The organism is Gracilibacillus xinjiangensis (genome assembly GCF_042651765.1).
GTDB classification, from domain to species: domain Bacteria; phylum Bacillota; class Bacilli; order Bacillales; family Amphibacillaceae; genus Gracilibacillus; species Gracilibacillus xinjiangensis.
In genome coordinates this window covers 255,298-279,573 of sequence record NZ_JBHSDT010000008.1, presented here as the reverse complement: position 1 = coordinate 279,573, position 24,276 = coordinate 255,298, and the positions used below count along the sequence as shown (strand labels likewise).

The following is a 24,276-nucleotide window of genomic DNA, read 5'->3' as shown; positions in this document are numbered from 1 at the left end:
ATAACACTTTGGGTTACTACATTCTTAATTAGACACACTTTGTTTATATTCGCCATTATACTCTTCTATTACTTGCTCACCGCCTTCTTTTTTCCACCTTTCTATTTCTTTATGGAAGCCGTCTCTGTTAATGTCACCAAGCATATAATTAACTGTAGCATCATTAATAATTTGTTGAAGCGATCCGCCTTTTTCTCCATATGTCTCTGAATCAAGCGGTGCTGTTGGGTCATTAATTAGAATGTTATTATTATCAAGGATTTGCTCATATTGCTTTGCATATAATTCATTCTTCGGATATGGTTGGTATGCATCGACTGTTGTTTCATCACCTATAACCAGCCCAAGTACTGGACGAACTTCGTGTTGTGACAATTCAGCTGCTGATTCTATTCCCTTGGCTTTGCCATCAACTACTTCATAATGGGTACCTTCGATTCCGTAAGTTAGCAGATTATAGTTTTCCGGTTTCATTAATTCATTAAAAAATGCCAATACTTCTCGTAAATCTTCTTCTGTTTCATTGGATGCTTTAGGAAATAACACAACAGCACCATATCCTGAATTCGACCAGTTACCAGGGCCATTATTTGGTCCTGAGATTCGGTTTTGTACATCTAATACTGCATCAGGATTATTCTTTTGAATCTGGTCCTGAAAACTGCCGGCACTGCATATACAACTTACTAGTGCACCTGCTTTTCCTGTGATCAGCATATCGTTCTGATCACTTTGACTAGTAGCAGGGAAATCCAGGTTTACATACCCATTGTCCCTTAAATCTTTAAAGAAATCCATTGTATCTATATAACTGTCAAACATGAATTCCGGAAGTAATTCTCCGTCTTTCTCGCCCCAGTTATTCGGTGTACCAAAGTAGGAACTGGTAAATTTAAAACCGCCATACACAAGGTCAGATGCTGCTGCTACACCGATCGTATCATCTTCGCCATTCCCATCCGGGTCGTCTTCTGTAAAAGCCCTGAACATTTCATATAATTCATCCGTATTAGTTGGCGCCTCCAGCCCTAAGTTGTCTGCCCAATCTTTGCGGTAAATTAACCCCCACCTTGATGCAGGGCGGCCTGAATATAAGGAGTACAGCTTGCCATTCACTTTCGTATTGTTTAACACATCGGGATCCAGGTTGCTTAAATATTCATAATCATCTAAGAATGGCTCTATATTCCAATATTGTTCTTCATTAATCGAATCTTTCATCTTCTTAAACGAATCCTGATTTTTCACAAACATCGCTTGTGGAGCAGAACCTGTGGCAATCACTGCATTCAATTTCTCATCATAGACTTCATCCATTACCCAAGTGATCTTTAATTTCGTATTCGTTGACTCTTCTAATTTTTCCAGAATAGGATTATCCTCTGCCGGAGCTTGGGCTGATGTTAAATTTGCCATAATAGTTATTTCTTCAGCTCCACCAGCATTTGAGCTGCTAGAACAAGCAACACATAACATAAACAGTAAACTAAACATACCGACAAATAACAGCTTCTTTTTTTCCATTGGAACCCCTCCATTAATAGAATGACGCTTTTGACCCCAGCTCAATGAATGTTGATTAGTTGATAATAGTCATTGCCTCTAACAAATCCAGGAAGCGCTTTCAAATAGATTTTACCATATGTTTATTGTTTCGCCATTAGCTGTAATTGTTAAAAAAGTATACGAGGATTGCTGTTTATCACCTCTGTCAGAGTCTATGGTGATATCTGAACAAAAAGAGACAACCCAATTAATAGGTGTTGTCATTAAAATGCATGTCATTCCGGTATATACACCCTTTGCTCTGACCCTCGAATCTGCTAAGTGTCTTCTGTATAGAAAAAAAGATTAATTTACAGACGGTTTTGCCCAAATCAGATAAACAATATCTGACCAGTATCTGTCGACCCGATCCACCTTTATGTTTGCCTTTTTTACTAGTTGCAAAATATCTCTATCACAATGACATCCAGAAATCTTAGTAAAAATCGGGTCAATTGCTTTTTGAGACAATGAGAGAAATTTATTGGAGCTAAGTCCATGTTCTAATAGCCGAATCGAGCCATCCTGCCGGCACCATTTGTTAAATTTCGCTAACACTCCTGCTGGGTTCTGATAACTGCAAAGTGAGAGGGTTGATACAATATGATCGAACGAATTGGATTCGAAATCTAAATTCTCTACATTTTTCAAAAGCAATTCTGTATTAACCTGATGAGAATCAGCCGCTTTCCTGGCACTCTTTAACATTTCAGGACTAAAGTCAACACCAGTGATATGTATAGATGCTTTGTCATAAAAAGCAAAGTTTGCTCCCGCACCAACTCCTACCTCCAAAACTTTTCCTTGCAGGCCCTTCAAAATTTCTCTTCGCCAAGGAGCAAGGGTCGGGTTATTTCGATTCTTTTCATACATTTTTACCTGTTTATTATATTTTTTTATCAGCTTATTTTTCTGCATCTAATTTCTTCCTTCCATTCAGGCATTTGGAATCATTACTTTCTTGCATGCCCTCTCATAAAATTCAAAAAGGCCATCATTTACAAAACAGTATTTGGGAATGTGTATCTATTGAAGTGTGTAATCATATCTGTTGAGATTGTTCATCTGTAAAAGGTGGGTTGCTTCTTCAGTTTACCATGTATACTTTTAACTTCTCTCCATCCCTGGAATATTAGTTAATTTCAGTACTTAAATAAGTTGAAAGGATGATGAGCAGTAGTGGCAGAACGAAAACTAGAGATAGTCCTGTGACCATATTTCTCCCGTATTTATTCCTTTCAACACACTGTCTTAATTCTCATAGTCCTTGGACAATAAAATATAAATCAACCATAATGAGAGTATAGGCAGGACAATAACAGCCACTAACAAAATTAACCCCCTACTTTTTCTTATCGATCCTCAGCATCGTATTGGCATTCTTCTGAAAATGGTAAGCAACTGTTTTTTCTTCAACTGTATAGCCTTTTCCCTGCAAATAATTGATCATTTTATCTAAATGTAAGTAACGTTCTCCTTTTAAATCAACCAGTGGGAAAATCCGCACTTCCTCCTTTGTAACTCGCAATAATTCATTAATTGTTGCTAGATGAAAGTTATAATCTAAGCGGTCGGAATAGATGAAAAGGAAATGGGCGGATAGCAACAAATCAAATTGTTGATCGTCAAATGGCAATATTGGCAAATCAACTGGAATGTATCGCTTTAACGCTTTTTCCATATCTGCAGTACATGACAGTAACGCTTGTAACCGCTGGCTCTCCAGTCCTCTTATATTATCAAAATATTTCCAAATATAATTGTTTTTCGCTTTTTTCATATAATGCATGGCATGCTTTATATCTTCTAATCCTTTCTTTTTTAATAGATCGACAGGGTAGTAGTAAGCGATGTCACATGCAGTAATATGATAGCCTAGCTGGTTCCCGACAGCTGTGAAGGAACATGCTCCAGCCGGACAATCCAAGACTTTCTTCCCGTATAAATCTGCTTGCTTCAGGCCGAACATATCGATATATTCTTCAAACGTCCTGCCAATGAAGACGATTCTCTCTAAATCCAGTTGATTACGCATTTTCCGCTTCCAACACTTTTCTCGCGAATTGTGCTTCCGAAATTACTTCGAATCCATTTCTTTTTAATAACGCTGTTGTCACGCCGATTCCAGCTATTTTTTCCCCATTAAATTTTCCATTATAAATATGAGAACTGCCACAAGATGGGCTATCCTCTTTTAATACAACTGTTGTTACCTGAATTTTTCTGACTTTTTCTAAAGTGGCATTGGCACCTTTTATGTATAATTCAGTAACATCATTGCCTGACTTTTCTACCACTCTTGCTTTGCCATTGAGAACATCGTCTCCATCACCGCCAATAATTTCGGCAGGTTCCCGTGGTGTGAAAAATCCGCCAACCAATTCAGGGCAGATCGTGATTGCTTTTCCTTGCTCTACTAATTGTTTTATCCGGTTATCTAACTTATGGCTTCCATCATAACGAACCTCAAGGCCGGCTAAACATGCACTTACTAAGATCATCTGATAAACTCCTTTCTATATTAAATTTACTCTTTTTATAAAAATAAGATCAGTTACCTCGTATATTAACTTAGATGATAGCTCTACAACTATTTTAACATTATTTACCGAATTCTGTCTGAGAAATAGCAAACTATCTACACACTCTACTATAGAGGAACCACCTTCCTAGAATAATTATTCCTGCTTCCCTGAACTAATTCTAGTCAAATATAAGAAACGCGTCTATTTTATTCGTCCATGCCGATTCTAGTTGTATACATAAACTACTATTAAGTGATGAAAAGGAGTGAATTTATATAAAAATAGAACCGGGTTCCTAAGATTCACTATTTCTAGAAAGGGGGAATGAAACGAGATGGGGAATATTTGTTCATGTTGCTCCAATGGTTGTGTAGATGAATCCTGTGACTTTGTTATGGATCAAATCTGTACTGGTTGGAGTGTGTCAGGGGGTACAAGTCAAGATATTTATGTCGCAACAGAAGTTGCTGTGTTTGGGTCCGGGTACCTTGCATATGATGAAGGCACGGCTGATTTTGTCACTTTCCGCTTTTTAAATGGCGCTACTCCAGTTGGGAATACTTTAACAGTGTATGAGGGCAGCAGTGTTGCTTTTACAAGCATGAACTTTGACCGTATTCAGGTAACTGTTCCACCAGGAGGGGTTACAGATATATCTTCGGGACAAATATGTATAACACCACGTTATCAAGTTGAATGTGATCTGTAAATTCAATTGTGGAGTTTTGAAAGAAAACGTTTTAAGCACAGTATATCAAGTTTAGTTTGTCCGCTTTCTCTATTTAAAAATTCTTAAAGAGGTGATCTTCATTGTCAAATATTAGATTCCATAGTAACGATGGTGGTGGCTGTTCAAGAGGACCTAGAGGGCCAGTCGGACCTGAAGGACCACCAGGACCTCCTGGTGTTGAAGGGCCTCCGGGACCTCCAGGACCGACCGGTGCTAATGGGCCAGCGGGACCGGCGGGACCTACGGGGCCTGCCGGAGCAGAAGGACCTCCAGGTCCTGCCGGACCAATTGGACCTGAGGGACCTGCCGGGCCTGCTGGAGCTACTGGACCTGCCGGACCTCCGGGACCTGAAGGACCAGCTGGACCAGTCATTACAGAAACGTCTGGATTTGCTGCAAACTCTTCTGGTACACTAATCTCAGTTGTTCTTGGTGGTTCAACTATTCCATTACCAGATGACCAAAATCTGAGTGGAATTACAGTCAATGCAGCAGACACTGTCTTTACGGTACCTGCTGAAGGCCGGTATCTCATTATGTACAATATTAATCTTACTGCTGCACTGCTGGTTGGTTCACGTATTGTAGTAAACGGTGTCCCATTAGAAAGTTCTGTAAGAAACCCTGTACTGAGTGTTAGTAATTTAAGCGCTAATGTTATTACAAACTTAGCAGCTGGTGATACTATCAGTCTACAACTTTTTGGGTTATTAGGTGCAGCTACATTACAAGGTGGTCAAGGTGCAGCATTAACCATTATTCGCCTGGATGATACGACCGTTTAAATATAAAGATAGGCTATTCCAAGATAGTGGAATAGCCCTTTCTTTTTTTATCCCGTGAAGATAGAGCGGGTGATTTAAATGAAACAATCTACTATGTATTATAGTTATTAACATTCCTTTCATAAAAAAGATATATTTTCGCAAACAAATAGAGGATAATACCAAAAGGCTTGCTTCCTCTGATACATCCTCTCCATCCATTTTTCTAGTAAAGGCATAACGATCTTTCCTTGTTAAAATTATCCCTAGGTTCACAAACATCAGCATCTACCCTAATAACTGATGGATAAAGTGACTTTACATCTAAGCAAAAGTCCAATTCAATAATGGCTTCAAGACATCCTTTTCTATTTTCTGCTTCTGAAACTTTTACATTACACTGGAAATGAGTAATTTTACACTTGATCTCATTCTCAGGCGGTGCACATAGTAAGACAGATTTATGGAATGTGATAGGAAATGTGCAAATAAGAAGACATTCATCTGTACCCTTTTTGCTAATTTTAATAGTGATATACCCTTCCATTAGCAGATTCACGTTATATAATTCAACCATTGTTCCATCTGATGACTTAAACTGTTTCCTTAACCTTCTGTCACTATTGACTTCTTTGCAATGAAGCCCACAGCTCTGTACCGTATGAAAAGGATCCCCTGTTTCATTAGATAAGTAGCATTGTATGTCAACATCATGACGATCTATTTCTGCTGCAACATACTGAACATTAATTTCCAGTTCACCATAACATTCTTCACCTTCCACGCAAATGCCTTCTCCTTCTATCGAAATAGTCTCGAGGTTACTTACTGTTGCACGATATGTGGATCCACTGGAAACTGTCGAGACTATTTCCCCATTTACTAATATCGCCAAATCGCGATCACATCCCCCACAGTGTGTGACCGAAAAACTCGCCGTATTGACAGTCATACCGATTGCTTGCCATATGACAGAAGGTTCACTATTTAAACAATTTAATTGAAAGTTAATACAGATACAATCATCTATTACACATTTCTTCGCTATATCAGGGATTAGTTTCACTTTTTTTAAACTTTCATTGATTGTGACCCAATCATAGACTATTGATGATACGATACATTGGTTCGGCATTATTCCTCTCCTCATCGGTTTATTTATTTAAGTTTATGAGTTTAGGCGCATTTATGTGAAGGACAGATTGGTACATTTGACCTACAAACCTAACAAAAAGAGTAAATAAATGATTAAATAGGCTTTTATCTCCATATCTATTACCTTCTATAAGGACAAGAGTGGAGATATTGCCATATTAGTTATCAATACTATTAATAACGGTGAAACTTCCCTTTAATTCTGACAAATCTTGCTTCAGCCAATTTTCTATCAGTTGATTAAACCATTCAGGATTTGCAAGTGATATACCATGACCAATATGGTGTAAAATGATGCCTGTACTATTTGAATTTGATTTGACAAGAGCTTTTGCGGATTTTTTCATTACTTTTTTTTCCTTTTGTCCCACTGTTACTAATATCTTGGCAGTTGCCTGGGGAAAGTTCTCTGGGATGGAAAACGACATATTCTCTTTTAGTACTCGCACTAATGACTCTCGTTTGATTTGACTACTTTCTTTATAATATTGTTGAAAGGAAGCATCCTTTATGTATAACATTCTTGCTTGCAATTTAGAGAAACTCTTCCATTTGATGAGAGGGAAGGATAGTTTTATCGCAGGTTCTATTACCTTTATTATAGAGGGGCTTGGCATAACTAAAGCACTGTTGATGATCGCTATATCAATTAATTCAGGTTTTTGGCTTAACATTTGAACCAATATCTGGGCACCTAAAGAAAATCCAACGACGATTACTTCTTTCCCTTTTGCCTTTTCTTCAATTAAAGTAATTAAACTCTCTGCACTTGCTTTGATCGAGAATGTGACGTCATAATTATCCAGACCATGTTCTGGTAAGTTTGGTACAATACAATGAAAATTCCTGAAATGCTCAACCTGTTGATCCCACATCCAGCCACTTACACCACCTCCATGGATGAAAAGCAGGAGGGAAGCAGTTTTATCACCATGCTCACGATATGGTATATTCATTTTCACACCTCTTTTTTGATAGAGTGAGATTATACTTGTGTCTTACAGCAGTTAATCCATGATAAAATGTTTGAATACATTTATTATACCATTTTATGATAGGATAGGAGTAAAACAAACTGAATGAGGTTTCTATAAATGAGCAGAAGAAAAAAGTATCTATTTTTCATTGGAATCATGATTTTAGCAGGTATTGGGAAAGTCTATTATGACACTAATATTTTCAAAGTGGAAACAGTAACCATGAAAACGGAAAAACTTGCAAGCAATCAATCTTTTACTATATTGCAATTAACAGATATTCACAATAAAGAATTTGGAAAAGAAAATGAGTCATTACTAAAAAAAGTGCAAGATATCGATCCAGATATAGTGGTAATTACTGGAGACTTAATTAGCCGCCAAACAGATCAGCTGGACAACGCTTTTGAGCTTGTGGAAAAGTTAGTTGAGCTAAATCCAAATATTTATTACGTTTCTGGTAATCACGAATGGGAGAATCCTTTAAGGGAGAAGCTTTTCGAAGGATTGGAAAAACGGAATGTCAGGATGATTGATAATCAGAATGCTTTGGTAGAGATTGATAATATGCTGATCCAGATAGCAGGTGTAGCAGATGTTTCGACAGAGCATGACCGTTTGGATTTAGCTGCAGAAGGTTTAGCTGAAGATTATTTTACATTATTGCTTTCACATGCACCTGATGTGATGGAAAACGATTATCCGGGAGAAATTGACCTCATTCTTAGTGGGCATACACATGGCGGACAGATTCGTTTGCCTCTAATTGGCGCTTTTATTGCCCCAGATCAAGGCTTTTTCCCGAAGTATGACAAGGGCTTGTTTACATTAAAAGAGGGGCAGCAATTGTATATTGACAGCGGGTTAGGAACAAGTACTGTTCCTGTCCGACTGTTTAATCAAAGTCAGATGACGTTATTTACAATCGAAGGTATTGCAGATTGAGGGAAGATTAGCAGAGCAAAGTCCAAAAGTAGTGACATTGCTCTCCTTTGATGTTATATATTCCTGTTGGATCTGTTGTAGTTATTTCTTACCTTTTCGTTCTAAAATTACAGGTGCTATATTTAGTAAGATAGAAACAATTGTCAAAAACCATAATGCTCTTTCCATACCGGGTACTACATCTGCTAAAGCTGCCCAATCTTCCACTTTTACCCACCGATGTACAAGACTGTATTCTGCACAAAGTGTTAATGCTGTAAATGATAATCCCATCGCCATAGCAAGCTTATAATCCTTTCCTGCCTTATACAGAAAAAGGTTTATAAAAGTTGCTATTATAGCGATAACCCCTAATATTACCCACATCATCATCCCTCCATATATTTTTATCTATATCCTAAGTCATCGGCAACTCCTGTTTGATAACTCCATTACAAATCAGACAAATATCAACAACCAACTTTAACAGAGTCATTCTTTTAAAGCATGCTCTGCCGCTGCTTTTGCATGGATAACAGCAGTGTCGAATAACGGCACATCCGCATCTTCCGGTTTAACTAATAACCCAATTTCCGTACAGCCTAAAATGATCCCTTCCGCCCCTTGCTCAACTAATTGCTGAATAACTTTTTTGTAATAAGCTTTCGATGATGGGTTAATTACTCCAACACATAATTCCTCATAAATAATGTCATTGACTTGATTGCGTTCCACAATCGTTGGCACGAACACATTAATCCCGTTGGCTACAATTCTATCTTTATAAAAATCTTGTTCCATCGTATATTTGGTGCCGAGTAAACCGACTTTTTTCAGCTTTGCATCTATAATCTGGTCTGCTGTTGCATCAGCAATATGTACAATAGGGATGGTGACCTTTTTTTCTAAATATTCCACTACCTTGTACATGGTGTTGGTGCAGATAACGATAAAATTTGCGCCAGCTATTTCTAAAGACAGTGCAATATCAGCTAAAACTTTGCCAGCACTCTCCCAATCACCAACTGCTTGGTAACGTTCCATCTCTTCAAAGTCCACACTATACAAGAGACATTTGGCTGAATGCAATCCACCTAATCTGTTTTTCACTTCTTCGTTAATAATGCGGTAATATTCTGCAGATGATTCCCAGCTCATCCCGCCAATAAGACCAATTGTTTTCACTTACAAGTCCCTCCATTTCGCCTCATTAGTTTGTACTCCAATCATCTCTTGTGGAACGCCAATCTGGTAAAAATTTGATTAATAGAGCAAATCAGTATTTGTTTTCGTAATCTGCTTACCTTCCAGTTATCCTCCCTTTAGCTTCTGCCATTCTAGCTAAAGTGCCATCATTCATATACCTAAATGAACAAGGGGCTTGGCCACCATATCCCCAAATTGGAAGCTTGAACATATTTATAGTATAGCAGATTTGATATGGGGTGGAAGTATGGAATTTAAAAGGCCGAGACTAGTTGCTGAAATTGGTTGTAATCACAAAGGGGAGATGGATACAGCAAGAGATTTAATTAAAATTGCTGGATCTTATTGCAAGGTAGATGTCGTGAAATTTCAAAAAAGAAATGTAAAAGAGTTATTAACAGAAGAGCAGTACAATGCACCACATCCTAATCCCGCAAACGCTTATGGAAATTCTTACGGGGAACACAGAGAATTTCTGGAATTAAATTTAGCACAGCATCAGCAACTGAAGAAATGGTGCGAAGAGGAAGGATTGATCTACTCTACTTCTGTCTGGGATCTCACATCAGCTAAAGAAATCGCATCATTACAACCAGATATGATTAAAATTCCATCAGCATGTAATATCCATTATGAAATGCTGAATTGGTTAGCAGATCATTATCATGGCGAGATTCATGTATCATTTGGTATGACGACACAGGAAGAAGAAAAAAAGATTGTGAAATTATTTGAGAAGAAAAATCGAAATAAAGATTTAGTTATATATTGTTGTACATCGGGATATCCAATCAGCTATGATGAAGTCTGTCTTCTCGAGATAAAACGTTTACAGCAATTATACGGGAATATCGTAAAGGAAATTGGTTTTTCTGGCCATCATCTTGGAACTGCCATTGATATTTCCGCATACACGCTTGGCGCAACGATCATTGAGCGACATTACACCCTTGATCGCACATGGAAAGGAACGGATCATACAGCATCTTTGGAACCAGACGTGTTAAGAAAATTAAAGCAGGATTTAGATGCAGCTTATCAATCCCTTCAGTATAAAGAGGAAGAAATTCTAGCGATTGAAAAGGTTCAAAGAGATAAACTGAAATACAGGAAGAGATAAATCCGGAACTCTTCTGGTTTAATAAGTATGTTTCACTCTTTTATTTTTTAACAGCAAACCGATTCGTTAAATATGCCCAATTTTGTGGTGCTGGCAAGTTTAATTGCCAGTAAGTAACACCTAACAATTGATACAGTTCGACTAAATCGTATTTCTCCTGATAACTCCTGATATCTTCAAACCATACTCTGTGCTCATCAGCTCCCTCCACATACCGGTAAAATGGTGAGGCTGCTGCTTGGTCATACTGAATTACCGTTTGAACGGAGATTGCCCGGTTTTGTGCCGCATTAACAGATAAAGCTGTTGTCGTATTGTCGATTACTTTCCAATCATAGCCATATAAAGGGAAAGCAATTTGCACCTTTTGAGGAGGAATCAAACTCGCTGCATACCTGACAACTTGGTACATCCACCACAATGGGGCAACAGGATTCGGCGGACCGCCTGGGTAACCATAATCAATTGTCATAACGGCTACAATGTCTGCGATTGATCCAATTGCTTGATAATCATATCCTCCTACTATCCGGTTCGTTGGAAGATCTTCTGTTTTTGCATGGACATTCACATGCAGAACACGCGGACCAAGAGCTGTTTTTAATTCGTTCAAAAATGTAGTAAATTCTCCTCTTCTTGCAGGAGGAATAAATTCCAGATCAAGCGAAACGCCGCCGTATTTTTTTTCATTAACAAACCGTAATAAACTGTTAATTAAATTTCTGCGGTAATTTGGATTCGCCAACACGTTTCCGGCTAATTCTGCATCAAAGTCCTCGTTTGTGAAATTACGGATCATTAACAGTGGAATAACACCAAGTCGGTTACATTCTCTGACAACAGCTGTATCATCTAATAGCACATAGGCATTTCCTTGTGCTGTAAACGAATAAGCAACAATTGCTGCATATGTTAGCGAATTGGCTAAATTCTGAAGTGTGAATAGTGATGAGCTAGGAAAGAGAAAACCCAATGATGCGATTAGAGGTTTGTTTAGTGTTGGAATGATGAGGATTTGATTACTATCTAAATTGGTTGGATTAATGGAAGGGTTCGCTTGTAAAATAGCAGGGATCGTTGTATTAAATCGTTCAGCCAGCTGCCAAAGCGTATCTCCCGCTTTGACGAAATAAGGTCTATTCTGAATAATTGTCTCGTCAGGTATATAAAGTGCAAGACCAGGTATGATAAGATCCGCAGAAGGCAATCCGTTCACATCAACTATAGCAGAAATCGGAAACTGGTATTGGTTCGCAATTTGCCATAAGGTTTCTCCATATTGGACAACATGAACAGTCATTATTTCACCCCTTTTTGCTAGTTTATGTGCCTGGAATGTTTAAGTAGTACTTCAAATCGAGATTTTTGCATAATATTTTTATACAAATTTTTTTGGAGAAAGAAAGGGGTACTTTTCACATAAGCTTAAGTCATGTGTGATGTTAAAAATTATGCCTCGTTACTTATGATGATAAGGGCTGTCGGCGTTTTGCTGACCTGACACTTCAGAGCTTGGCCGGTCCCTAATGAAAGATAGGAACCGGCCTTTTTTCTTTTCAATCCGTTTTTAATTTGGAATAAACATTCAAATCAACAAATCTGCCTTTTGATTTTTCTGCTTCTCTAAGTCTTCCTTCATACATAAAGTTTAATTTTTCGAGCACTTTGATTGAGTTTACATTTTCCGGCTCTACTTTTGCTTCTACTCTATTAAGATCAAGTGAGTCGAATGCTGTTTCCAGTAAAATGGAGATGGCTTCAGGTGCATAGCCATTTCCCCAATGGTTTTTTGCCAGATCATAGCCTATTTCGGTTTTTTCATGTTCATAATCCAATGAATTAAATCCACATGAACCGATTACCTCATTTGTTTCTCTTAAGATAATGGTATATCGGATCGCTTTATTCTCGTTAGCTAATTCGGTTAGAAAGTTAATCATCCCAGCCGCTTCCTGTTCCGTTGTAAAGGGAGTGATATTCATATATTTTGTTACATCAGGATCTGACCATACTTCGAATAATTCAGCTGCATCTGTTGCTGCCATTTGTCTTAAATGTAAACGTTTCGTATACAAATTGTTAATCAATACTTTTTCCTCCTATTATTTAGTTGCTGATATGGGATAAAAATATTGATATCTGCGCATCATTCAGTCCTTTCCAATTTTTATGTAATTATTATAACTGAACGGGAGATTTTAATAAACCTTATTTACCTGGCATTTACTGCAGCCTTGGGATTTAATGCCTGCTGCCGAATGGCTCTGATGTCAACAAAACATACGAAAAGTAAATGGTGTTAGTAAATTAAACAGCTACACTCGTGCTAAACTTACTATTCGCAGACTATCTTGCCGAATGAGAAAATAATGCAGTATCGTCTCTATTTTTTTACGTTCTGGTCATCTTTTTTCACAGCTGTCAATTGACATACGAAAAAACCTCTACCCATTTTCAGACAGAGGTTTAATCGTTAAAGGTTTATACTACATAATCAGAAGTAATTTTCTTATTTGGTTTCTTTTGCCCCTGATTATTTACTGGCTTTTTTTGGTTTGATTTCATTTCTTCCTTTGTCATAGTTAACCCTGTGATTCCGTAGAACATGGAAATCAGTGGGGTAAGCAATGCCAGAAAACAGAAAGGAAGGTATGTGCCTGCTGAGACACCAAGTGTACTAGCTGCAAAGATACCGGCACCTGTCCATGGTACTAGTGCTCCTCCCTGTGTAGCTGAATCTTCAATTACCCTTGACAGGTTTTCAGGACTTAAATTCAATCGCTCATAAATAGGTCGCATCAGTGTACCGCTCATAACTGCTGAAAAGTAGATGGATCCTCCGATTGCCAGTGTCGCATAACAAACAAGAATTGTCACAAAGACGAGGATGCCCGTGCTTTGAATTTTTTCAGAAAATGATGCAATCAATGCTTCCAGCACACCTGCATCTGATAACATTCCACCAAGCCCAAGGGCAAATAAGAATAAAACAATTAACGCAGTCATGCTTGTCAAACCGCCTCGTACTAATAAACTATCCACAATTTCAAGCCCTGATTCTTGGGTATAGCCATTATAGAAGATTCCGATCGTGTCACTAAAAGTATAGCCTTGATATAAAACCGCGATAAGTCCACCGACTGCTGTCGCAATAAAAATGGCTGGGATTGGCGGTCTTTTTCTTATTAGTAATGTGACAAGTAACGCAATTGGAATCATTGGGATAAGCCCCAATTTGAAATGCTCTGCTAAATACCCTGTCAACTGGTTGACATTCTCCGCATTCACGGAAGAAGTGTTATACTGCAAACCGATAACGGTGAAAATAATGGCAGTAATGATATATGCAGGAACCGTTGTCCAAAGCATATGTTTAATATGTGGGAACAATTCACCACCTGTTACAGCTGGTGTTAAGTTCGTTGAATCGGAAAGTGGAGACATTTTATCACCAAAGAAAGCTCCACTTATAATTGCACCTGCCGTAAGTCCTGCAGGTACGCCCATTGTTGCCCCAACACCCATCAGGGCAATACCTGCTGTACCAATGGAGCCCCATGAGCTTCCTATAGCCAAGGCTACAAGGGAAGAGAAAATCAATGTTGTAACTAAAAAGAACCGGGGGGAAATCGCCTCAATTCCATAGTAAACAAGTGTGGGAACAGTTCCTGAAGCTATAAATGCACCGATTAAAATACCGACGGTCAATAAGATCAGCCCAGGCTGCAATGCCCTGCTCATCGATTTTGTCATCGATCTTTCTACCTGTTTATAATTATAACCTAACCCCATCATAAACGGGACGATTGCTAATATACTGATAAACATCAGAATTTGAATCGGTGCATCAAATGCGAGAAGACCAGCCGAAATGATCACAACAACTGTTAATAACATCGACAATGCATATTTGACTGATGGTGTCTTTATATTTCTCCGTTTGTCACTATCCATAATAAAACCACTCCTTATTGTTTTTCAAAGTTGGAATCTAATCTTAGTATATCGTCTGTATTTACCCCAACTTGTCTATTGTAAACAGCAGTAGTTTTGTTTAAGCTATTCGTCCATAATAGAGTTATTCAGAAACTCTTCTAACTGCTATTAGTGGAAAATTACCCGTTTCCTAAAGAAAGAAAACAAATTTACAAGAATCAAGGAGTTATGGGAAATGGGTTTTCCTATTGTTATATGTTCTGGAATGGTTGTTGCTGTAGGGTTCTGTGCTGGTTAAAACTGATGGTCCCGCATGTTGTGGGAATTACTGGTTATTGAATAGATAACTAGAAAAAGCCTGATCCTACCCTTTATCCAGAGAGAAATCAGGCTAATTATATGAAAACGTTTTAACTGGCTATGTGAATGTTAAACCCTTAGCGAGCCACGGAATCCTCTGACCCCATAGTAAGATTCTGCACCATTATGGTAAACGAAGACATGTCCAAATCGGAAGTCACAAAAAAGCGCACCGCCGAGTTCTCTAATATCAGAAGGTGTTTGAATCCAGCTTGAAGTTTTTTTATCGAAATTCTCGATTTGCTGTAATACCCGATATTGTTCTTCTGTTAAAAGTTCAATGCCCATGGCTGTTGCCATATCCATCGCATTATTCTCCGGTTTATGTTTTTTCCTTGACTCTAATGCTTCCCGGTCATAACAAACACTTCTGCGGCCTTTGGGACTTTCGGCTGAACAATCAAAAAATATGTATTCATCCTTGTTCGCGTCATAATCGACAATGTCCGGCTCACCTTCCGTTCTTTCCATTTCATAGAGCGACAGCAGTTTTTCAGGATGTGCCTCTAGTTTTGTTTGCACATTCGCCCATTCCAAATCTTTATGGCGATGCATATTCTCTTCAAAACGGGTCTTTAATGTTTTCAGTAAGTCTTCCTGTTGTTCTCGTGTTAATTCTTTTTTCTCTGGCATGTACGGTTCCCTCCTTCTTTTTCTATTAATAGTTTAAGTATATATAATTTGCCTAATGGGTGAAACTAAAAAGATAACTATATTGTCCAACTAACAGGATCACCTATTCTACACCTCATCATTTCTGTTTTGGAAAAGCCAAATTTCTCGTATAGTGTATGGGCATCTTTTGTTACCAAACCCAATGTTCTCACTTGGTTATCTGCATGTTCCATGATGCATTGAAACAACCATTTACCTAATCCTAAACCGCGATGATCCGGGTGGATAATCACATCACAAATCCAGGAAAATACCACTTTATCTGTAATAACTCTGGCAAAGCCAATTTGTTTCTCCCCATCAAACACACCAAAACAAATCGAACCTTTCATGCTTCGAACAATTATTTCTTTTGATCGTTCGGAAGCCCAGTAACTTTTTGATAACATTTGGTAAATTACATCCGTATCCATTCTATCTTGATTATCACTGACTGTATAACCACTTCTGTACCACTCCATTAAATAAACCTCCCATTGATTTGATATAATGGAAGTATAGTTATTTTCCATAATTTATTGAATCCCTTTTTTTATCGTCTGTAAGGGTACAGGAAAGGAAGGTTTGGTATGACACAAACCAAATACAGCCTGATATATAATGAAATAAAACAGCAAATTCTTAATGGAGTGCTGAAGTCCAGCTCGAAACTGCCATCGATCAGGAAGTTGGCTGAACAGTATGATTGCAGTAAAAATACGATTATTAAAGCATATATGGAACTAGAGAAACAGCATTTAATTTACTCGATCCCTAAAAGTGGTTATTTTGTTGTTCATGATGGAAATCCATTGAATGATATTTCAGAGATTGATCGTATAGATTTTCTCTCAGCAGGTCCTGATCCAGAAGCTATGCCATATGAAGACTTCCAACATTGCTTGAATCAGGCAATAAATTTATATAAAGGAGAACTTTTTGCCTATTCCCATCCACAAGGGCTCCCTTCATTACGGTTGGAAATGATGAAACATTTACAAGCGCGCCAAGTTTTTACGACACCTGATAGAATATGTATAACATCCGGGTCACAGCAAGTGATAAATTTGCTTGTATCGATGCCATTTCCTAATGGGAAATCGAATATACTAATCGAACAGCCGACTTATTTTGGTATAATAGAATCTTTACAGCTGAACAATGTAAAAACATTCGGCATTGAACGGACGATGGATGGAATCGATATAAAGCAGCTAGAATACATGTTCCGTTATAATGGGATTAAATTTTTCTATACCATTCCCACATTGCAAAATCCACTTGGTCACAGTTTCTCTAATGAAGAAAAAAAGAAAATGGTGGAATTGGCTCAGAAATATGACGTCTATATTGTGGAAGATGATATTTTTAGTGACCTTGATTTAAACTCCAAATCTGATCCGATGTATGCGTTTGATACGTTGGAAAAAGTCATTTATTTAAAGAGTTTTTCTAAAATTACGCTTCCCGGCTTAAGAATCGGGGGAGTTGTATTACCTGAATTATTGGTCCAGACATTTTTGCGATATAAATATAGCAACGATCTATTCAGCTCAACGATTTCACAAGGTGCATTGGAGATCTATTTAAAAAGCGGAATGTATAATGGACATGTCGAGAGAATTAGAGAATTGTATCGAAGGAGGATGGAGATAACAAAATTGGCATGTGAACAATATTTATCACCAAATGTGCCGTTCACAATGCCAGCTACAGGGTTTTATCTCTCCATCTATTTGCCTAAAACGGTTCAGGCCCATCGATTAGTAACCATGCTAGAAGAATCGGAGGTTTTTGTTAGGGATGCGGATCGACTGTTTTTACCAGAGTTTAAAAAAGGCCATTTGATTCGGCTATGTATTTCGCAGGTTGAGGAGGAACAAATCTCAAAAGGAATTGAGATTATCGCTAAATGTATTGACAAGTTAAAAAATGAAGGGGTTCGTTTTGTTGAAAGGATGGAGATTTAAACTTTCAACTGCATATCTTATCGGGACCTGGGGCGTTTTGATGGTATGAGGCTTTCTTGACTGCATAACTTATCGGGTTCAATGGAGTTTTGATGTTATGAGGCTTTCTTGACTGCATAACTCATCGGGATCAGGGGTGTTTTGATGGTATGAGGCTTTCTTAACTGCATAACTCTTCGGGATCACCGGAGTTTCGATGCTATGAGGCTTTCTTGACTGCATAACTCTTCGGGCTCAACGGAGTTTTGATGCTATGAGGCTTTCTTGACTGCATAACTCTTCGGACTCAACGGAGTTTTGATGATATAAGGCTTTCTTGACTGCATAACTTTTCGGGGTCAGGGGGGTTTTGATGGTATAAGGCTTTCTTGACTGCATAACTCTTCGGGCTCAACGGAGTTTTGATGGTATGAGGCTTTCTTGACTGCATAACTCAGAGAGCCCAGGGGTGTTTTGATGCTATGATGCTCATAATTAACTAATACACACATTCTACTTCGTAATTACACGATTACACTCTCTCATCAAATATTGTGAAAAGCCTAATGCATGATCAATCCGCTCTCTTTCCGAACGAAAAGTTACTTTCTTTTCCCCTTTACGGATATTGATTGCTTCTTTAATAATAGGATGCCATCCGGCTGGAAGTTGATCCCCCCCATACTCTCCTGCATCTAATTTAGAAACAATACTGTTCTCTTTCAGTGTGTAAAACTGGCGCAGTAATCCGAGTACTGTCCATTCGATTTGAAAGTCGATAGTCTCTGTTGGCTGGATAACCAATTGATCGATCGAATTTTCTGCAGTTTGAATGTAATTCGCCCAATAGCTGTTCATGTTGTCCAAAACGTAACTAGATAACTGCTCTGGTTGGATATCTAGTACAAATTCGCGCGGATCTTTTCCTATAATGTTTATTCCATGATGCTGGATAATCCACCATGTGACAGGATTAAAGTTAAAGTACTCACCAAAAAGCAGTTTATCATTATTATAGTAAAAGTAATTTTCACTAGTATTCTTATAAAGTTCCCCTACATCTTTCCATTGAATATATACACCGTCCATTTCAGGTTTAGGATAGTTATTTGCTATGATGGAATGGATGGAGGATAAATACTCTGCATCTTTCTCGGTTAAAGGACGATTGGTTACTGTGATAAAGTCAATGTCACTGGAATGATCAACATAGGCATCCAGTGCAATGGAACCGTGTACATATAATCCTTCCATCGTCTCAGGAAAATACTGGTTAAATAAGGCGATATAATCATTCAGAACTCTATTAACAATCCTCGGTATATGCATGTCAAGCCTCCTGACAATAAACCATTGTATTGATGAACTATATGTAAATGATAACATAATATTCCATATTTTATATGTTATATGTTTACCTAGACTCTATTAAGGTTATAATTTCATATAACTAACGATAAATGGAGAGATTTGATGAGTTATTTACTTATTGCGGGCAGTATAGTACTGCCATTTGTTATGTTTCTGGCTCGAAAAAAATGGGACAGGATTCAGATCGTATATAATGTTGCTGCACTTATAGCACTTTTACTATTTGGGAATCTTGCTTCTGTCAGCATCTATCAGATTATTAGAGATAATACGGTTTTTATGACAAATATTCATGGTCTTTTTCTGAACCCTTTTTTCCTGATTACTGGTGCTTATTTGGGATTATATGCTATTTACCAATTGATTAACCTGTCTGTAAAAAGTGTTTAAAAATGTTCATCAAGCACTTGACTCATAAACATGTTCATATTCTGGTTCATTTTCAATCGTTCCATAAAAGAAAATCCTTCCGTAAAAATAATCAGCTCGATCTTTTTCCCGTCATGGTCTTCTGCATAAAGGGCCTGATTTAAGACAAAGCCTGTTGATCCACCTTTAGCTCCAAGGTGTGCATACTTTTCTCTGTTGGTTGGATGCAGCTCCATTGGCCATTCCATTATATCGCGGAGGATTTCCTCACCCCCAGGAACTGTTGCCGTATTATTGGAGATTTTACTCATCACCTTTGCATAGTCCTCTACACTTGCATTTGGCAGCCGATCTGACCAGATTTTCTGCAAATTCATTGGTACTGAAACCGTCTCATTGAAAAAGTCTGCCTCGCCATGTGTTAACTGTTCATGAATCTCCCAAACCAGTTCTCTGTATTCGTCCATTGTCATTTTTTCCAGCATTTCTTCTATTTCACGATCACTCAAGTTCCCATTATGCTGTTCATTAAGATAGGTTGATGCTAATAATGCGGATACAAGTGGATAGACGGGATCATGGTGCTCAAGTTTTAGTGTTTCCATAACACCGTTAACTGAATCAGCGCCTAATTTTTCTAAAAGATAGTCCGTGTTGGCATTAGAACTATAGCGAATCATTCCCTTGGCAACTTCATAGAGCGGTACCTGATTGTTGACTATTTTGTCATTAGCTCTCATATCTTCAAGCCAGTTAGTGTGTGCACCACCATCCGTGTTAGCCAGATAAAATTTATCCAGCTCTTCAAGCGGGATGTGATCTTCGGGGTCGATGGTGCCCTCAGCCACTTGATTGGCATAGTCGATGGCTATAATTGTCTTTACAACACTTGCCAGGGGACGTTTCACATCACTTTCCTGTCTGATGACCGTTTCTCCATCAACACGCATATACATTGAAGCTAAATCAGGATTCTTATCTATGTAGTTTTGGACATATTCCGGGTCGTCATGAAATAAGTAATAAGCTCCAGCAGCGATAAGGATTATAACAGATCCAGTAATGATTAACCCTGTTTTCGTGTATGTAGATTTGTCAGATAAGAATGTTACCATCACAACAAAAATAACCGTCCATAGTGGAGGAATATGAAGAGCCTCCACCGCTATAATTGAAAGAAGCACAGCAACTGTCACGACAATGGATTGTGTAATTCTCCACTTTGTTCTATTTTTCCGAGAAATCAATGGTAATGCTGATATTAAAATAATTCCTGCAAAAACAATCCATAAGTAAAGGTACATTAGCAAAATCCTTTCAATAAAATTTCAAAATCAATAGTTCCACATGATTTATTGCTCAGAGATCTTATTTAAGAAATTGGTTGTTGGAGCGAAAATAATGCATTATGTTTCACTCTTTATTTTCACAAGTGATTAACTGTAGTGTTTAGTCGATAATTTTACGGTTTTAAAGATCATGCATGAAAACCCGGCTAATCCAATAATCCCTGCCCAAATCAATTGTGGATATTTATCTGAGAAAAACATACTAACAGCAAACAAGACAAGAAATGCTACGATTCCAATAAAGCGAAAGACAATTTTCTTTCTTTCCATAGCCAAAATCCCCCTATCTATTTTCTTATGTAATAGTATAGTAATACGGTTTAAAATAGAATAAGGTTTCAAGTTTTTAAAGCCCTAGTATATCTGTATTTTCAGGTGTATAACCAAGCAGGCGTAACATTACGGCAATTTGCCCCTTATGATGATATTCGTGTGTAACCGAATGGATTAGTAATTGGTGCGGCGTTTTCCTTAACGTCCCACTTCCTTTTTTCCATGAAGGCTCTTTTTCTATCATCTGATCAAATCTTTCCCGCGATTGTTCTACTACTTTTTCTACATATCTATCAGCTTGCTGAAAATATTGGCCGATATCGTTTATCTGCATTTGATTAATGACTTCCTTTGTTAATAATGGAGAAGTTGTTTCTGAAAGTACGAATGAACCGAGCCAGGCATGATAGCACCCGGCAACATGAACCAAGGAATCCCGTATACTTTGAAAACCAAATTCAAACTCTCTTGATAACTCACTTTCATTCAATTCGCTGCACTGTTCTAATAGAATCTGTCTTGTTTGTTTTACCCACTCATAATCGATCTTTTCCATGATTGCTCCACCTTTAGTTAATTTAATATCTGAATATTCTTTCTATTATAGGTAAGAAGAAGGTTTATTTAAATAGTAAAATTATATTTTGGGAAAGAAGGCTAACAAAGACAATGATGGTGATCGCACATGCCAAGATAAGTTTGAAAAAAATTACACAAATTTCCTTGATGGCGGAAAGGTTTCCAATGTTTTCAGGATGCATGAAAGAGGTTCTATCAACTTTTGAAGCAGTTAATTGGATCAAATTTGTCTTCCCATTTATCTTTTTTTTTGTTATGATTTAGACTTTGCAACACTGAATTGGAAAGGAAATCTAATATGATAGATATCACATCAGAAACGAAACAAAAGTATTATACTTTTCTATTAATTTTAGCAATTATACTCATTGCCGCAACCTTACGTTCACCGATCACCTCTGTAGGACCTCTTATTCCCTTTTTTCGTGAGGAGTTAGAGGCATCCAATGCTTTGATCGGTTTAATCAATACACTTCCATTAATAGCCTTTGGACTTTTCTCTCCATTTGTTCCGAAAATCTCAAGTAAGTTTGGAATGGAGATAACTCTTTTAATCGCTATGTTCCTTTTGTCCATCGGGGTATTCATTAGATCTGTTGGAGATTTTACGATTCTTCTGTCTGGAACATTTTTGATGGGGATTGCCATTGCTGTCGGCAATGTTCTGATGCCCGGGTTAATTAAAGCAAGTTTTCCCTTCCGGATTGGATTGATGACTGGTTTCTATTCTGTTTCGATGAACATTTTCGGTGCCCTTGCTTCAGGAATTTCGGTACCTGTCGCTTCTGTTCCGGGTCTGGATTGGCGCAATGCTATGCAGATTTGGAGCATCATTTCCTTTCTTGCTGTTCTTGTACTGTTACTTAGACTGCCTGCGATTAAGGATTCGCGCAAGAAGGTGTTCGTTGAGGTAAAAGGGAAGCCGTCAACCGCTATATTTAAATCAAAAATTGCTTGGGCTGTAACATTGTTTATGGGTTTGCAATCATTTATTCCCTATAGCTTGTTTACATGGCTGCCTGATATCTTAATGACAAAAGGTTATAGTGAAGGCGAATCAGGGTGGCTTATGGCGATTTATCAAGCAGGCTTAATACCAACAACGTTTCTTGCCCCAATTATTGCAGCAAAAATGAAAAGCCAGCGATTGATTGGCTGTATTTCCGGCCTGTTATTTTTCTTTGGTCTATTAGGGATTTCTTTCACATCTTCTAATGTGATTGTAGCATTCCTTATTTTAACCGGGGTTGGCGCTGGAACAACCTTCAGTTTAGCTATGATGTTCTTTGTGCTTCGTACCAATACGATAGAGGAATCAGCACAGCTGTCTGGTATGGCACAATCAGCAGGCTATTTAATCGCAGCTCTTGGACCGTTTTTGCTTGGGACTATTGCCGAATGGTTCAGCTGGAGCATTGCATTGGATATTTTAATGGTCGTAGCATTATTAATTGCCTTTCTTGGAACGATTGCAGGCAAAGATGAAAAAGTTAATGTGGAATCAGAAACATAAAAGGATGAGGATCATTTCCTCATCCTTATTTCTTTGTATCCCCTAATTTATTTCACGCCATATAAAGCTGCATCCCTTAGACACAAGCATTTCACTCCATCCATCAATCGCATTTTTTCGTCTATTAAATTCGTTATGAATAACGAGGCGCTTGCAAGATAAACCAAAGTTTGGCATGATTAGAGAACACATTTTATCATGGTGGAGGACAAAGAAATGAGGACATACACACGAAAAGCTCAGTCGGCTGATACTGAGGCGATTATGAAAATATTGAATGATGGGATTGCTTACTTAAAAGAACAAGGCTTACCACAATGGCAGGATGGGCATGGGCCTGATCGTGAAAATATAAAAGACGACATGATAAATGGTTATGCATATGTAATGATAGATGACGGCAAGATTGTTGGATATGGTACATTAGTTCCTGGACCGGAAGAAGCCTATGAAAATATGACAGAAGGAAAATGGCAAGGAGAATCTCACCGTTATATAGCCGTTCATCGTATCGCAGTAGATGTTACTGTTCGTGGTAAAGGTTTAGCCAAAATCCTGCTCCATGACTTAATTGTCCTTGCTCGGAATTTGGAATATAAAGATATCAGAATTGACACCTACCCTAAAAATTTCATTATGGAAAAAGTTATCTATGCTGCAGGATTTATTTATAGAGGGATGACTCACTTTGGGTATACTCATGGGGAGCGCAAAGCTTATCAGTTGCTGCTAGACTGATTTATTTAAGAGAACGGGAAGTGGGAATAAGGAAGCAAGAAAGACGGAAAGACAGTGTCGCATCATCCCATGCCATATTAAAAATGGCCGCTTTAAGCGGCTAGCTAATTCATAATTGATGAATTCCGCTGTCTTTATAGTGCTCATTCTAGTTTCCCTTCCTAATGATTTGAAAGAAATATTTGAGTACAATTCCCCTCCTAATCCGCAGCGTAGTAAGTACACCTGCCTCGGCAGTC

26 protein-coding genes are annotated in these 24,276 nt (G+C 38.0%); 8 read left to right on the top strand and 18 right to left on the bottom strand.

Annotated elements, in window-relative coordinates; genetic code table 11:
• Positions 1–24: 24 nt before the first annotated feature.
• The 5 genes from ACFOY7_RS12510 to ACFOY7_RS12490 all read right to left on the bottom strand — a co-directional run bounded on the left by ACFOY7_RS12510 (position 25) and on the right by ACFOY7_RS12490 (position 4,046).
• Complete coding sequence (locus ACFOY7_RS12510; RefSeq protein ID WP_390252427.1) at positions 25–1,524, bottom strand: extracellular solute-binding protein; 1,500 nt, start codon at positions 1,522–1,524, stop codon at positions 25–27.
• A gap of 111 nt (positions 1,525–1,635) precedes the next feature.
• Positions 1,636–1,770 (bottom strand): hypothetical protein, encoded by a 135-nt coding sequence (locus ACFOY7_RS12505; RefSeq protein ID WP_390252425.1) that lies wholly within the window; start codon positions 1,768–1,770, stop codon positions 1,636–1,638.
• Positions 1,771–1,851: 81 nt separating this feature from the next.
• Positions 1,852–2,463: a class I SAM-dependent methyltransferase gene (locus tag ACFOY7_RS12500; protein ID WP_390252423.1), complete on the bottom strand. Its 612-nt coding sequence runs from the start codon at positions 2,461–2,463 to the stop codon at positions 1,852–1,854.
• Between the two features lie 424 nt (positions 2,464–2,887).
• Complete coding sequence (locus ACFOY7_RS12495) at positions 2,888–3,580, bottom strand: SAM-dependent methyltransferase (RefSeq protein ID WP_390252421.1); 693 nt, start codon at positions 3,578–3,580, stop codon at positions 2,888–2,890.
• Entirely contained in the window at positions 3,573–4,046 is a 474-nt protein-coding gene (locus tag ACFOY7_RS12490; protein WP_390252420.1) for a 2-thiouracil desulfurase family protein, read from the bottom strand. The genes ACFOY7_RS12495 and ACFOY7_RS12490 overlap by 8 nt, the downstream gene beginning before the upstream one ends.
• A gap of 358 nt (positions 4,047–4,404) precedes the next feature.
• On the opposite strand from ACFOY7_RS12490, the gene ACFOY7_RS12485 reads away from it, so the two are divergent.
• On the top strand, positions 4,405–4,779 hold the full coding sequence (locus tag ACFOY7_RS12485; RefSeq protein WP_390252419.1) for an S-Ena type endospore appendage: 375 nt from the start codon (positions 4,405–4,407) through the stop codon (positions 4,777–4,779).
• 101 nt (positions 4,780–4,880) lie between these two features.
• Positions 4,881–5,585 (top strand): BclA C-terminal domain-containing protein, encoded by a 705-nt coding sequence (locus ACFOY7_RS12480; RefSeq protein WP_390252418.1) that lies wholly within the window; start codon positions 4,881–4,883, stop codon positions 5,583–5,585.
• A gap of 205 nt (positions 5,586–5,790) precedes the next feature.
• On the opposite strand, the gene ACFOY7_RS12475 is transcribed toward ACFOY7_RS12480, so the two are convergent.
• Complete coding sequence (locus tag ACFOY7_RS12475) at positions 5,791–6,699, bottom strand: BMQ_0737 family morphogenetic spore coat protein (RefSeq protein ID WP_390252417.1); 909 nt, start codon at positions 6,697–6,699, stop codon at positions 5,791–5,793.
• Between the two features lie 178 nt (positions 6,700–6,877).
• Positions 6,878–7,675: an alpha/beta fold hydrolase gene (locus tag ACFOY7_RS12470; protein ID WP_390252415.1), complete on the bottom strand. Its 798-nt coding sequence runs from the start codon at positions 7,673–7,675 to the stop codon at positions 6,878–6,880.
• Positions 7,676–7,813: 138 nt separating this feature from the next.
• Between ACFOY7_RS12470 and ACFOY7_RS12465 the strand changes: the two genes are divergently transcribed.
• Positions 7,814–8,641: a metallophosphoesterase gene (locus ACFOY7_RS12465; RefSeq protein WP_390252414.1), complete on the top strand. Its 828-nt coding sequence runs from the start codon at positions 7,814–7,816 to the stop codon at positions 8,639–8,641.
• Between the two features lie 81 nt (positions 8,642–8,722).
• Here the strand turns inward: ACFOY7_RS12465 and ACFOY7_RS12460 are convergent, their stop codons facing one another.
• On the bottom strand, positions 8,723–9,007 hold the full coding sequence (locus tag ACFOY7_RS12460; protein ID WP_390252412.1) for a hypothetical protein: 285 nt from the start codon (positions 9,005–9,007) through the stop codon (positions 8,723–8,725).
• A 105-nt stretch (positions 9,008–9,112) separates the two neighbouring features.
• Positions 9,113–9,805, bottom strand: a complete 693-nt coding sequence (locus ACFOY7_RS12455) for an aspartate/glutamate racemase family protein (RefSeq protein WP_390252411.1) — start codon at positions 9,803–9,805, stop codon at positions 9,113–9,115.
• 268 nt (positions 9,806–10,073) lie between these two features.
• On the opposite strand from ACFOY7_RS12455, the gene ACFOY7_RS12450 reads away from it, so the two are divergent.
• Complete coding sequence (locus ACFOY7_RS12450) at positions 10,074–10,946, top strand: N-acetylneuraminate synthase family protein (protein ID WP_390252410.1); 873 nt, start codon at positions 10,074–10,076, stop codon at positions 10,944–10,946.
• Positions 10,947–10,986: 40 nt separating this feature from the next.
• On the opposite strand, the gene ACFOY7_RS12445 is transcribed toward ACFOY7_RS12450, so the two are convergent.
• The 5 genes from ACFOY7_RS12445 to ACFOY7_RS12425 all read right to left on the bottom strand — a co-directional run bounded on the left by ACFOY7_RS12445 (position 10,987) and on the right by ACFOY7_RS12425 (position 16,378).
• A complete protein-coding gene (locus ACFOY7_RS12445) occupies positions 10,987–12,246 on the bottom strand; it encodes a LysM peptidoglycan-binding domain-containing protein (RefSeq protein WP_390252409.1) in 1,260 nt (419 codons plus the stop codon).
• A gap of 256 nt (positions 12,247–12,502) precedes the next feature.
• Positions 12,503–13,033, bottom strand: coding sequence for a GNAT family N-acetyltransferase (locus tag ACFOY7_RS12440; RefSeq protein WP_390252408.1), 531 nt, complete (start codon positions 13,031–13,033; stop codon positions 12,503–12,505).
• Between the two features lie 394 nt (positions 13,034–13,427).
• The gene (gene nhaC / locus ACFOY7_RS12435) at positions 13,428–14,900 is read right to left on the bottom strand and encodes a Na+/H+ antiporter NhaC (protein WP_390252407.1); all 1,473 of its coding nucleotides are present in this window, start codon (positions 14,898–14,900) and stop codon (positions 13,428–13,430) included.
• Between the two features lie 411 nt (positions 14,901–15,311).
• Complete coding sequence (locus ACFOY7_RS12430) at positions 15,312–15,875, bottom strand: DUF4256 domain-containing protein (protein ID WP_390252406.1); 564 nt, start codon at positions 15,873–15,875, stop codon at positions 15,312–15,314.
• Positions 15,876–15,952: 77 nt separating this feature from the next.
• Entirely contained in the window at positions 15,953–16,378 is a 426-nt protein-coding gene (locus tag ACFOY7_RS12425; protein ID WP_390252405.1) for a GNAT family N-acetyltransferase, read from the bottom strand.
• Positions 16,379–16,486: 108 nt separating this feature from the next.
• On the opposite strand from ACFOY7_RS12425, the gene ACFOY7_RS12420 reads away from it, so the two are divergent.
• Positions 16,487–17,866, top strand: a complete 1,380-nt coding sequence (locus ACFOY7_RS12420) for an aminotransferase-like domain-containing protein (protein WP_390252404.1) — start codon at positions 16,487–16,489, stop codon at positions 17,864–17,866.
• Between the two features lie 492 nt (positions 17,867–18,358).
• Here ACFOY7_RS12420 and ACFOY7_RS12415 read toward each other — a convergent pair whose 3' ends face one another.
• Positions 18,359–19,174: an aminoglycoside adenylyltransferase domain-containing protein gene (locus tag ACFOY7_RS12415; protein WP_390252403.1), complete on the bottom strand. Its 816-nt coding sequence runs from the start codon at positions 19,172–19,174 to the stop codon at positions 18,359–18,361.
• Between the two features lie 144 nt (positions 19,175–19,318).
• On the opposite strand from ACFOY7_RS12415, the gene ACFOY7_RS12410 reads away from it, so the two are divergent.
• On the top strand, positions 19,319–19,606 hold the full coding sequence (locus tag ACFOY7_RS12410) for a transposase (protein ID WP_390252402.1): 288 nt from the start codon (positions 19,319–19,321) through the stop codon (positions 19,604–19,606).
• On the opposite strand, the gene ACFOY7_RS12405 is transcribed toward ACFOY7_RS12410, so the two are convergent.
• The 3 genes from ACFOY7_RS12405 to ACFOY7_RS12395 form a co-directional block, all read right to left on the bottom strand.
• Positions 19,603–20,889, bottom strand: a complete 1,287-nt coding sequence (locus tag ACFOY7_RS12405; protein WP_390252401.1) for a serine hydrolase — start codon at positions 20,887–20,889, stop codon at positions 19,603–19,605. The two genes, ACFOY7_RS12410 and ACFOY7_RS12405, sit on opposite strands and share 4 nt — an antisense overlap.
• A gap of 132 nt (positions 20,890–21,021) precedes the next feature.
• Positions 21,022–21,204: a hypothetical protein gene (locus tag ACFOY7_RS12400; protein WP_390252400.1), complete on the bottom strand. Its 183-nt coding sequence runs from the start codon at positions 21,202–21,204 to the stop codon at positions 21,022–21,024.
• A 76-nt stretch (positions 21,205–21,280) separates the two neighbouring features.
• Complete coding sequence (locus ACFOY7_RS12395) at positions 21,281–21,763, bottom strand: DinB family protein (protein WP_390252399.1); 483 nt, start codon at positions 21,761–21,763, stop codon at positions 21,281–21,283.
• Between the two features lie 321 nt (positions 21,764–22,084).
• Between ACFOY7_RS12395 and ACFOY7_RS12390 the strand changes: the two genes are divergently transcribed.
• Both ACFOY7_RS12390 and ACFOY7_RS12385 read left to right on the top strand, forming a co-directional pair.
• Positions 22,085–23,299, top strand: a complete 1,215-nt coding sequence (locus ACFOY7_RS12390; protein ID WP_390252398.1) for a CynX/NimT family MFS transporter — start codon at positions 22,085–22,087, stop codon at positions 23,297–23,299.
• A 216-nt stretch (positions 23,300–23,515) separates the two neighbouring features.
• On the top strand, positions 23,516–24,037 hold the full coding sequence (locus ACFOY7_RS12385) for a GNAT family N-acetyltransferase (protein WP_390252397.1): 522 nt from the start codon (positions 23,516–23,518) through the stop codon (positions 24,035–24,037).
• The last annotated feature ends 239 nt before the right edge of the window (positions 24,038–24,276 follow it).